The 11900-nt window shown below is 39.5% G+C and carries 13 protein-coding genes; 11 read left to right on the forward strand and 2 right to left on the reverse strand.

Annotated features, from left to right (window positions below):
* The first annotated feature begins 51 nt into the window (after positions 1–51).
* Positions 52–318, forward strand: a complete 267-nt coding sequence (locus QM738_RS20770; protein ID WP_462278675.1) for a hypothetical protein — start codon at positions 52–54, stop codon at positions 316–318.
* A gap of 120 nt (positions 319–438) precedes the next feature.
* Here the strand turns inward: QM738_RS20770 and QM738_RS20775 are convergent, their stop codons facing one another.
* On the reverse strand, positions 439–1194 hold the full coding sequence (locus tag QM738_RS20775) for a Rossmann-like and DUF2520 domain-containing protein (RefSeq protein WP_462278676.1): 756 nt from the start codon (positions 1192–1194) through the stop codon (positions 439–441).
* 17 nt (positions 1195–1211) lie between these two features.
* Between QM738_RS20775 and QM738_RS20780 the strand changes: the two genes are divergently transcribed.
* From QM738_RS20780 to QM738_RS20820, 9 genes are all read left to right on the forward strand, one after another.
* Complete coding sequence (locus QM738_RS20780; protein WP_462278677.1) at positions 1212–1976, forward strand: alpha/beta hydrolase; 765 nt, start codon at positions 1212–1214, stop codon at positions 1974–1976.
* 458 nt (positions 1977–2434) lie between these two features.
* On the forward strand, positions 2435–5002 hold the full coding sequence (gene topA, locus QM738_RS20785) for a type I DNA topoisomerase (protein WP_462278678.1): 2568 nt from the start codon (positions 2435–2437) through the stop codon (positions 5000–5002).
* Between the two features lie 176 nt (positions 5003–5178).
* Positions 5179–5736, forward strand: a complete 558-nt coding sequence (locus QM738_RS20790; protein WP_462278679.1) for a YcxB family protein — start codon at positions 5179–5181, stop codon at positions 5734–5736.
* Between the two features lie 145 nt (positions 5737–5881).
* Positions 5882–6133, forward strand: a complete 252-nt coding sequence (locus QM738_RS20795) for a hypothetical protein (RefSeq protein WP_462278680.1) — start codon at positions 5882–5884, stop codon at positions 6131–6133.
* Positions 6134–6255: 122 nt separating this feature from the next.
* The gene (locus QM738_RS20800) at positions 6256–6546 is read left to right on the forward strand and encodes a hypothetical protein (protein WP_462278681.1); all 291 of its coding nucleotides are present in this window, start codon (positions 6256–6258) and stop codon (positions 6544–6546) included.
* A 215-nt stretch (positions 6547–6761) separates the two neighbouring features.
* The gene (locus tag QM738_RS20805; RefSeq protein WP_462278682.1) at positions 6762–7601 is read left to right on the forward strand and encodes a tetratricopeptide repeat protein; all 840 of its coding nucleotides are present in this window, start codon (positions 6762–6764) and stop codon (positions 7599–7601) included.
* Positions 7602–7847: 246 nt separating this feature from the next.
* On the forward strand, positions 7848–8348 hold the full coding sequence (locus tag QM738_RS20810; protein ID WP_462278683.1) for a hypothetical protein: 501 nt from the start codon (positions 7848–7850) through the stop codon (positions 8346–8348).
* 21 nt (positions 8349–8369) lie between these two features.
* Positions 8370–9065, forward strand: a complete 696-nt coding sequence (locus tag QM738_RS20815; RefSeq protein WP_462278684.1) for a hypothetical protein — start codon at positions 8370–8372, stop codon at positions 9063–9065.
* 220 nt (positions 9066–9285) lie between these two features.
* Complete coding sequence (locus QM738_RS20820; RefSeq protein ID WP_462278685.1) at positions 9286–9654, forward strand: hypothetical protein; 369 nt, start codon at positions 9286–9288, stop codon at positions 9652–9654.
* Between the two features lie 109 nt (positions 9655–9763).
* Here the strand turns inward: QM738_RS20820 and QM738_RS20825 are convergent, their stop codons facing one another.
* Positions 9764–10378, reverse strand: coding sequence for a hypothetical protein (locus tag QM738_RS20825; RefSeq protein WP_462278686.1), 615 nt, complete (start codon positions 10376–10378; stop codon positions 9764–9766).
* Positions 10379–10631: 253 nt separating this feature from the next.
* Here QM738_RS20825 and QM738_RS20830 point away from each other — a divergent pair, with 253 nt between their 5' ends.
* Complete coding sequence (locus tag QM738_RS20830; protein ID WP_462278687.1) at positions 10632–11882, forward strand: T9SS type A sorting domain-containing protein; 1251 nt, start codon at positions 10632–10634, stop codon at positions 11880–11882.
* Positions 11883–11900 lie beyond the last annotated feature (18 nt).

Genomic DNA, 11900 nt, shown 5'->3' on the forward strand with positions numbered 1-11900 from the left:
CCCTATGGCCTGGTATAAACACAAAAACCACCTTATTTCTTCGAAGCAGGCGTGCCTGTAAGTAAAAAACCTGCCAAGCTGCCTGCCAATGTATTTGTAAGGGAAATGGGTGTGGACAGTGTATATATAGCGCATTTTTATGGTCCCTACTCACTGCTGAGCCAGGGCTATGATGCACTGAAAGAACGCATGAAAGACGAAAAGAAAACCGCTGCCGGTGCGCCCTACGAAATTTATGTAGGCGATCCCATCGATGCTGCCGGCAAGCCCATTGATCCGTATAAGGTGCGGACGGATATCATTTTTCCCTGGCACTAAATAATGAATAATTGAATAATGGATAATGAATAATGAAAAAGGCAACTTCCTACATTAAAAGGAAATACCCTTTTGCTTAATTATTCATTATTAATTAAATAATTATTCATTTCTCTCTCCCTACGGGTTCATAATGCTATCCGTAAGCTTCAGGTAAATGTATTTCAATTTGGGATGGGCGCTGAGGATGCGCAGGTGTTTATCCAGGGTGAATACATCGTTGCGTACGGCCGGGCCGGTCTGCACATCTTTGGGTGAATACAGGCTTACACGGCGGCTGGTTTCTTGTATCAGGGGCAACAGTAATTTAAAGTCCAGCTCTTCTTTCTGGCAAAAATCTTCGGCAATGGCATATAAGTGATTGGTAAAATTATTTACCACTACACCGGCTACATGCAGTTTCAGTCTTTCTTCATCGGTGGTACGCTTTACCTGTGTTGACAATGTTCTTGCAAAATCCTCTATCTGCGTGGTGGATGCTTCGGTATTACCGTCAATTAAAAACGGGATCTCGGGTATGCCCTCCATTTCTTTGCGCAGGCTTTGAAAGGGATATAAAATGCCGTAGTTGGTGGAAATATCTTTCAGCACATCTTTACTTACCGAACCTGCTGTATGCAGTATCAGTTTATCGCCCAGTTTAAAGGATTTATTAAGGTCGAACAGCACACCATCAGTGATTGATACGAGATAAATATCAGCCGACATATCGGTAACCCCATCGTAATTGGTAAAAGCGCAGCCCAGTTCGCCTGCCAGCTGTTGGGCATTTTCGGTATGGCGGCTCATTACCTGTACGATCTCGTGCCCGCATTTTTTGAACAACCGGCCCAGTACAGTGGCCACATTACCCGATCCTATTATAACTATCCTCATAGGTGTATCTTTGGTCAATGAAATTAAAGCAAAAGTTAGGAATTGCTTATATAAGGGCGCAAATAAAATTGATCGCTGCCCTTTCTAAACGCAAAGCCGCTGAAAAGGCTTTTGAAATATTCTGCACTCCCTTTGCAAGGTATAAACGAAAATCGCCGCCCGAAGTTGCCGTGCCTACTACGTTTATTAGCAGTAATATTACTATCAACGGGTACAAGTGGAACCCCGCACAACAAAAAAAAGCCTTGATACTGCATGGCTTTAGTTCTGCCGCTTATAAATTCGACAGCTATGCGGCAATGCTGGTACAAAAAGGATATGAAGTATTGAGTTTTGATGCCCCTGCCCATGGCGATAGCGGCGGTAAGACCACCAATGCCATTGAATATAGTGAAATGATACAAAAAGCCGTGGAATTGTACGGGCCTATCGACAGTTTTATTGCACACTCATTTGGAGGTATTGCCCTGAGCCTTGCGATGGAGATAATACCGCATAATGCCGATACTAAAATTGTATTGATCGCACCGGCCACCGAAACCACGTCGGCCATTGACGGGGCTTTTGCCATGCTGGGCATAAAAGATGCTGCCGTGCGAAAAGAAATGGACCAGTTGGTTTTTGAAAAAGCGGGGCACTACCCGGAATGGTTCTCGATAAAGCGTGCTGTAAAAAATATAAAAGCGCAGCTATTATGGATACATGATGAAGATGATGACATCACGCCGCTGAAGGATGCGTTGGAGGTAAAAAGGAGCATTATATTAATATACAGTTTATGATCACCAAAGGGCTGGGACACCGGCGTATTTACCACGATAAAAATGTAAAAAAAGCCATCGCTGAGTTCCTGTAAAATATTTAAAAATTTGGGGCGTTTTATACAAAAAATTTTGATTTTTCAATTTTAAACTAATATTGCAGTTGGAATGGCCGCCTCCGGCGACTAGGAATACGGAACATGGACGATCGTGATTTGATGGATTTTTGTGGATGATTTTTCCAGGAAATCCGCCTTCGGCGGATAAGAATGGAACACGGATGACACTGATTTTTATGATTTACGCAGATGGTTTATCATAAAAAATCATCACCATCATAAAAATCAGCGTTCTAAATCCATCCGCCGAAGGCGGGTGTGAAATAGAGCACAGGTAATTTATCCTTAAAATCCGTTCAATCCGAAAAAATCCGTGTTCCCACAAATCCGCCGAAGGCGGGTATAAAAAAGAATCCAAGTATGGCAAAAAATTTATTGATAGTAGAAAGTCCTGCGAAAGCTAAAACCATTGAAAGCATTTTAGGAAAAGACTTTGAAGTAAAAAGTTGCTTCGGGCATATCCGCGACCTGGAGAAGAATGATATGGGCATTGATATCAGCAACAATTTCGAGCCCAAGTATATCATCTCCCCCGATAAAACAAAAGTGGTAAGTGATTTAAAGGCGCTCGCTAAAAAAAGCGACGAAGTATGGCTGGCATCGGATGAGGACCGTGAAGGAGAAAGCATCAGCTGGCATTTGGCGGAAGTATTGAAACTGAACCCAAAGACCACCAAGCGCATTGTATTTCACGAGATCACCAAACCGGCGATACAGAAAGCGGTACAGAATCCACGTACCATTAATATGGACCTGGTGAATGCACAGCAGGCCCGCCGTGTGCTGGATCGTATTGTGGGCTTTGAACTAAGCCCGGTGCTGTGGCGCAAGATAGGTATGAAGGGTGGCCTGAGCGCCGGCCGTGTGCAAAGCGTGGCAGTTAAATTAATAGTAGAAAAAGAAAGAGAGATCAACCAGTTTGTACCCGTAAGCAGTTTTAAAGTAGAAGCTTCACTGGCTGCAACGGATATGAATAACCGCTCCGTGAATTTTAAAGCAGAAGGTGCAAAATTCAACCAGGCAGCCGATGCGGAAAAATTCCTGCAAAGCTGTGTAGGTGCAAAATACAGCGTAAAAGATATACAGGTAAGGCCAGGCAAACGTACACCGGCAGCGCCTTTCACCACATCTACCTTACAACAGGAAGCCAGCCGTAAACTGGGTTATGGTGTAAGCAAAACCATGTTGCTGGCACAAAGACTGTACGAAAGTGGTAAGATCACTTATATGCGTACTGACAGTGTGAACCTGAGTGATACTGCCATGGATTCCATTAAAGCAGAGATAGGAAAAAGTTTTGGCGATAATTATTTACAGGTCCGCAAATACAAGAACAAGAACGACAGTGCACAGGAAGCACACGAAGCCATACGCCCTACGTATATGGAAAACCGTTCGGTGGATGATTATGACACCAACCGCCTGTACGAACTGATCTGGAAACGCACCATTGCCTCGCAAATGGCGGATGCAGAACTGGAGAATACGACAGCTAAAATAAATATCAGCACCAATAATGAAGAACTGACCGCCAGCGGCCAGGTAATAAAATTCGACGGCTTTTTGAAAGTGTATTTAGAAAGCAGTGATGATGAAGAAGAAGATAACGACGATAGCCGCCTGCCGAACCTGACTGTTGGACAGGAACTGGTGTTCAACCAGATGCTGGCTACAGAAAGATTTACCCGCCCTACTGCACGCTACACCGAAGCATCGCTGGTAAAAAAACTGGAAGAATTGGGCATTGGTCGCCCGAGCACCTACGCTCCCACTATCAGCACCATTATTAAAAGAACTTATGTAGAAAAGAAGGAAAAAGAAGGTGTGAAGAGAGAATACCGCATTATGAAGCTGAAAGATGATAAGCTGAGTAAAGTAACGGAAGTGGAAACCACGGGTGCAGAAAAAAACAAATTATTCCCTACGGATCTTGGTTTGGTGGTGACAGATTTTTTGAACCAGCACTTTAACCAGGTAATGGATTATAATTTTACTGCGGAGATTGAAAAAGAATTTGATGAGATCGCCGATGGTAAGATGGTGTGGAATAATATGGTGAGTGATTTTTACACGCCCTTTCATGAAGGTGTGGAACATACGCTTGAAAATGCGGAACGTGCCGTGGGTGAACGTGCGTTGGGCAACGACCCCGAAAGCGGTAAACCCGTTATTGCACGCATGGGCCGCTATGGCCCGATGGTACAGATAGGTATAGCCGATGATGAGGAGAAACCAAAATTTGCCAAACTGAAAGCTTCGCAGAGTATAGAAACCATTTCGCTGGAAGATGCTTTGGAATTATTTAAACTGGGTGCCCCGTTGGGCGAATATGAAGGCCAGGAAATTTCAGTGAACATTGGCCGCTTTGGCCCTTATGTAAAATTTGGCGATCAGTTCATTTCCATCCCCCGTGGCGAAGAGCCCGGCGATGTGGACCTGGACCGTGCCATTGAACTGATAAAAGAAAAACAACTGGCTGATGCACCGGTGGCGCATTACGATAACAAACCTGTTACAAAGGGTAAAGGCCGCTTTGGTCCATTCATTAAATGGAACGACATGTTCATCAATGTGCCGGCCCGTTATAATTTTGATAACCTTAGCCAGGCCGATATCAATGCACTGATAGAAGCCAAACTGGTAAAAGAAGCCAACCGGTATATTCAACAGTTCCCCGAAGAAAAGATCAGTATTGAAAATGGCCGTTGGGGACCGGAAGTGGTGTACAGCAAAAAACGCATCCGCTTACCCAAAGGAAAATACACTGCTGATGCCTTGGCTACTGTAAGCCTGGATGAAGTAAAAGCAATGATACTGGCACAGGACCCGAAAGCTTTTGACAAAAAGAAAGCGCCGGCGAAAAAAGCAGCCACTAAAGCGGCGGCTAAAAAGGCACCGGCAAAGAAGGCGGCGCCGAAGAAGAAGTAAGAATTTATTGGAATAGATTGGAAACGCTACACAGGAAAAATGTGTAGCGTTTTTATTGGATGCATACTTTATTTTCGTTAATAATACTGATAACGTCTGTCAATTATACTGCATATATTTGTTAGGTTCTATTGAAACTTAACTATTAGTTTTTTATATTTTAATAAACCACCTTAATGATTACTTTAAATTACAAGCTGACAAAAGAAGATTATATAAGTTTTTTTCTCCAGGTAGCGTGGCTTTCTCCCGAAAAGAAAACAAGGCTAATAAAAAGTTATGTTTATAGGGCAATAGTATTTACAGCAATGTTGTTTTTTGTAAAAATATTTTCCCCTCAAAAAAACTTTGATCTTTATTTTTTCTACAGCATCCTGATTGTAATACTAATCATTATATCACCCTTATTTAAAATGGCAGATATTTATAGAAAGCAGGTTAATCAGCTTTCAGAAAATCCATTGAATGCAAATTTTTTCAGTGATATACAAATTAACATTGCTGAAACAGGAATATTTTCAAAAAATCAATTTGCAGAAACAAGATATCAATGGGAAGGTATTGTTAAGAAAGAAGAGAATAAGGAGTATTATTTTTTATATTTAAGTACTGAACAAGCTATACTTATTCCTAAAAGAGCGCTAAAGTCTGAATTAGAAAAACAACAGGTAGAAAAGCTATTTGGTGAACATATTTCCTTCAATGCAGAAGTCGGACATTTGGTAAAAGGATAAAATTATCTGTAGAAACCATAAAAGCAGAAATTAAGGTATGAATTGATTTCGCATAAATGCTTTCTTATTTATTTGCAGAACTATGTAAACGCCACTGTGACCACAGGCAATAAAGAGTTACCTGATAATAATTTTAAATAGCAGTATGTTCCTTTTTAAAGTGAATGAACGGTTTATGATAACAGAACGTGGACTGGTTTTAGTTCCTGGTCTTGGCGACAAAAAAGCAAAAGTAGGTGATCCAATAAAAATAGTAAGGCCCGACCGGACAATTATTGAAACAACTATCAGGGGTATTAGCTTTGATGAATTTCGTAGCATACTCGTAGATACCAACCTGACAAAAGAAGATATACCGATTCATTCCGAAGTCTGGCTAAACAAAGAGAGTCATTAAAAATAAACCACTAATTTAATTACTCATTACCCTGGGCAGATAGATGTGACTTAGGAAGGCGAAGCCATAAACGAAGTATAAAATTCTAAGGAGTTCTTATAAAAATATTTAAATCCTGAATAATGAAAATTCTTACATGGATAACATCTTTTATTGCATGGCTGCAGATCGTTTTTTCGCCACTATTTTTTGGGTGTGTTTTTGGTTTGATTGTGTATGGAATTTACCCAACAACAACAGGATTGGTTGTAGGGATACTTATCGCCGCCTTGGGATTGATCGCAGGGATCATTTTTGCAACCAGGGTTTGGAAAAAGAAAGGAACAGTAGATTTTATTTCCAGGGTTTCGGCTTCGCCGGAGCTGGATGATTTGGAGAAAGATGGAAAAACTATGCAAAAGCAAAAAGAGTAACCTGCATATCTTTGCCTTTACTATTTATGCTTACTGGAACTTATCGAATTATCAATCCAAAACGGTAATGTAAAAGCCATTCCGAAACAAATCAACCAACAATGACCGAACTGAAAAAGCAAAACAAAAGATATAAAATTCTGATTGATTCGTTCTAATATTACATACAATATCACATAGGCAACCATAACCCGCTGCCTGCTTAAAACACTATTATGAGAACTCTGGCTTTAATCTTAACATTATTGACTTTTAAACTGACAGCCCAGGTTGATCTTAAGTTTGACAAACGCTTTGTTGAATCAGAAGATAAATGGGTAGCTTTTGGAATGGACAAAGACAGCAGCTACATCTATGGATTTATTTATATCGATGAACAGGCTGGCCTGACATTTAACAGGGAGGGCAAATTTAAGATCAATAGCGACCATACATTTGCTGTTGAGAAACTGAAAGAAGCAAATATCAAAGTAAGACTTCAACCTAACAATGTAAAAGTTGCGTGGATACCTGCGGCTGTTTATAAAGATCTGCAGATCGAATCCGTGCCGGATTGGTTAAAGTTTTACAAAACAGACACGACATCGGCGAAAAGACTTTATAAATGGGGCTATATGTACAACGGCTGGGAGCTTTGCTCAAAAGCCCTTACCTACTTAATAAGGGCAAAACAAATTGCTCCTGATTATGAGGGTTTAAATGTTGAACTTGCATTCTCCTATAATTGTCTTGGCGAATATAATAATGCTGAACAAATACTTGAAGAAGAGATAAAAGTAAACCCAACAAATGCCTACGTAAACAAAGAGTATATTTATACCGTAACTAAAACAAAGAACATAGATAAGGCAACTACGCAGTTTTTAAAGTCAATTACTACTATTAAGGACAGAACGTATAATGCTGAGAATTGCTTCAATATTCTTCAGTATTTTTATATAGCAAAAGATAAAAAGAACTTCAATACCTGGTATAACGAACTTAAAAAATGGCCTAATGATAACCAGGCATTGACAGATTATGCAAACGCCTGGAATAAAGAGATTAATAAATGAAGTGTCTGAGATACTAAAGGTAATTTCCACTTATAGACATCCTGTTTACAACAAGGCCATTTTACCGGAAGAAGAATTAAGAATTTTAAGGGAACAGAAAGTAAAAACCTGGACAAGCTAATTGAAGCGTATAATACCTATACCTGATGTTAGGTTGCGGTTATTGTAATGGCAGCCATTTAATGAAATATATCTGTATTTTTTTTAGAAGCAGCAAGAATAAAAAGTTACCTGAAATTTTGAAAAATGAAAGTGTGCCTATCCATTTTGATCTTTTCTGTTACTTTAACCAGCTGCCAAACCCGTTTAAAGATCACCAGTACTAAAATTCATAAAAATTCCAGGTTTGATGGTAGCTTTTCGATCTATAAAATAAAAGTGGATAGTTTTTCTGCAAAGGGATTACCTGCCAGGTTTCAAATAGATGCTGTTTATTATTGCGAATCAAAAGATGCATTGAATAACAACACAAACCCGGATAATACTCAGAAAACAAAGTATAAAAAAACTATCCGGGTGCTACAACCAAACAAATATTATTCCTGGTATAAATGGAAATATAATGAAAGAAACGCTAAACAAAGAATAACTCAAATCCAATTTGAACCGTTGCAATGGTATCTGTTGAGCCTGGACTGGAAATATGGTTTTTTAACGGATGGTCGCCGGGCCAACTACTTTTATTTCGATCAAAAAGGAAAACTAACTTTACTTTTTGAAGATCATGTGAATGACGGTGCTTTTTAGATTTGACAAAAGTAAAAGAGTATGAAAATACAATTATTAACCATAGCGATTTTTTTAATTGGCTGTAATGCTCATAATAGAAATGCACCTTTAATTCCCAAGGATATGACAAGTATGGCCGAAAGGAAAAATACTTTGTTTGCATTTGTTGGTGAAAAGATATCACTAAACGAAATCTTAGATGATAGCGTTGGAATGGATGCAAAATATATGGCCAAATATAAAATACTGCAAAGGGTTTACGGATTATTTCCCGGAGATACAATTGAATTTAAAGTCTTTGATCATTATGGAACACCCGTTTTTTCCCTGTACAAAAATGTACTGCTTTTTGTTTCAGCATATAATGGGAAATACTATCACGAAAAGTACCAGTTTTTTGCTGTCTATCCAACCAAAAATCATAGATGGGCTGCGACCTACAGTAAGTATTATGACTACAAAAAAATAAAGCCGGAAAAAATCGTGTTTGAGGATAGTGTATCGCTTCCAACAAGGATTATTAATCTTGATGGAGACACTGTTTATCCGGATTATCCTATGCAGTATTTCAACGTGGTTGGAGGCAGGGCTTTTCCATTATACGGAAATTATCTTGAAGAATTATTTGAGATTAAAAAAAATGGTGTCTTGAAATGGAGGGGATTATTTGGTAAGGGGAATGAAAATTGGGAAGATTCCACCATTAAGACTGAAATGGTTCCGGTTTCAAAATAAAATTGCGATGCTCCTTTTACCTAAACAATTATTCCCAATGAAATATCAGATAATAATCCTGCTCTTTTTTTGCATGCTCAATTTCAGCTGTACCAATACAAGCACTCATACAGTGCAACAAATTCATGATACGATTTTCATTGACAAAAAAACAACAACAGGATCGCAACCAGACAATGAATTAATTGGCACAACAGTGCTCAAGGCAAGTGAAAAAAATATGGAATCCCGATGGGTACACGGATTATTCCTGGAGGAATTAAGTTCTACAGAATGCCTGCAACCGGCATTGGAAAAACCATTGCCAACCACAATAACAGCTGTCAAACAAACAAACGACAGCACTTTAATGATGAGTGTAAATGTAGATGAAAATTGCGGCTATCATTTTTTGGGCGAAATTGAAGTGATAAATAACAACACCCTTAACCTGGTGTATCATGGTTATGGAGCCTTTGCAAGTTGCAATTGTTGTTTTGGACTTACCTACAAAATAGCATTGGTGAAAGATGAGGATTACAAATTTAATAAGCTGAGGTACGTAACAGTAAACGGCATTGCGAAAACAACATTGCCAATGATAAAGTAACTGGTATAGCTAACGTAATTTTAAAACAGTACAGTTTTGGCACCACCCTGGTCGGTGTCCCACCGACCGGCATAAAGTTGTGACCACTTTTAAGTTGTAAACCCGGTATTCAATTTCCCGCCTTAACAGCTTTCCCTGCCTCTTTACTGATGGCTGCCCTGTGCAGCAGCAACTTTTCATTGATAGTATCCACACTCAACTCCACCCAGCCATTGTACAACTTATCTCCTTTCACCACCTGGTAAGGTAAATACCTATGCGAAGCATTTTTCCAGTGACCTTCCCAAAAAGCCGGCTGCGTTAAAGAACTGATCTTTTGCACCAATACAATGGAAGACAATTCAAACCACTCGTAACCATCAAAATTTTGCAGCGGTATTAGATCACCGGCCTCCATTACAGGCACTGCTTCGTTGCTGTTTACAGCAAAATTGACCTTGATATTGCTGCCTGCCAAAAACTGCAGCTTATCCACCTGGTTGATAGGATCACCTACCAGCTGCGTGGAAAATGCAAGGTCATTACGGTTATCATGATCTACATCGATGGAAAAGCCAGGAGCGCCTGCTTTTATTTCCTGGTTGTTCAGATCGAAATATTCCATCACTGTATTGGGAATATCCGGCGTTGCCATTGGCTGTTTTTCCTTTTTACACGATACAAGTGCAAGTACAATGATACCTGCAAAAAATGATAAACGTCTTTTATTAAACTGCATTTTCATAAAACAATTTTGGTAAAAATAATGGCGCTAAAAAATTACAAAAGCAGCAGTTGCATGAACTGTATAAATGAAAGCATGGGTTGTACCTATCACTTTACCCCGCTTACAATTTTTCGTCATCTATCCATTTTACAACCTGCTCATTTCCTGTTTTCAATTTTAATTATTAACTTCAACTGCTATATCCTCCGCATATCCTTTTGCAAAAACCCAACGTTAGCTGCCATTTATATACCAATCAATTAATCACTGCATGGCACTGCATCCTGCATATAAAATAATTTTAGTAAACTTTTGCTGTACGATAATATCATTATCAACAATTGCACAAACAGAATACATTGTTACAGTAGATCCCGCCAATGCTGCCATTACTAAAATTGACAGTATACCGGGCGTTACCTGGCTCAAGGGATATTATATGCCCACCTATTGCGAAACCATCCATCGCTATACTTTTACGGGCGGTGATGATGCCGGTGGCAATCCTTTTTATCTCTTTACGGTGGATGCTGTTACCGGTCGAACATTGTATGATCCGTTATTTGCAAATCATAATGATTTTAGTAGTTGTCAATACGCAACATCGGGCAATATTTTATATGCCATATACTGGAAATCTCCCACCTCCAGCCTGGTCACGGTCGACCCTGCAACAGCATCCTACTCTATCCTACGCAGTATCCCTAACATGACGGTTGTATCTAAATTTATCGTAGATGAACAACACAACAGGTTTATAATTGTTGGTCCCGACAATCTTGGCAAGCTTATGCTGGCTACGATGGACATCAGCAGTGGAAATATTATCTCGCAGGTGTATACACCAAGGATAAATAATCTGCTGTATAATAAGCAGACAGGTAAATGTTATGCTATTGCTAACAGAACCCCTCCATCAGGCGGCCAATATATATATAGTCTATGTTCGGTAGATATCAATTCCGGCACTATTACCAACCTGGCCGATATTGCAAACATTGCCGTTTTTATAGGAGGCAATGAAACACTGGATGAAAACGGGGGTAGGTATTTTTTTTCAGCAACAGAGTGGAATGATACCACCACTTATTTATACAGCATTGATATTACCAACGGTAAATTACTAAACAGGGTTGCAATTCCTCAAGGTGGAGGCATTGCATCAGATAATTTGATCGAGTTCCGTTACGATAATATACTCAATAAGTTGTACGCCTTATTTTGGGAAGCCAAAACCATAAAAACGCCACCGGTGGAAATTGATTCCGCTTGCAGGATCAGTCTCACCACCAAAATTTACCCTAATCCATCCACCAGTATGCTTATCGTAAATAAAAATGCCACAATATGTAAAGTAACCATGAACCTCTACAACAGTCTTGGGCAGCTTGTTATAAAAGACAGGATAATAAATGACGGACACAACGAGATCAAATTGATGCAGCTTGCTTCAGGTGTGTATTACTATAGTTTTGTATCAGGCAATAATATGCTGTTATCTGGAAAATTAGTAAAGCAATAATATTTATACTTAGCGCTA

Source organism: Ferruginibacter sp., from assembly GCF_049840995.1.
Taxonomy (GTDB): domain Bacteria; phylum Bacteroidota; class Bacteroidia; order Chitinophagales; family Chitinophagaceae; genus Ferruginibacter.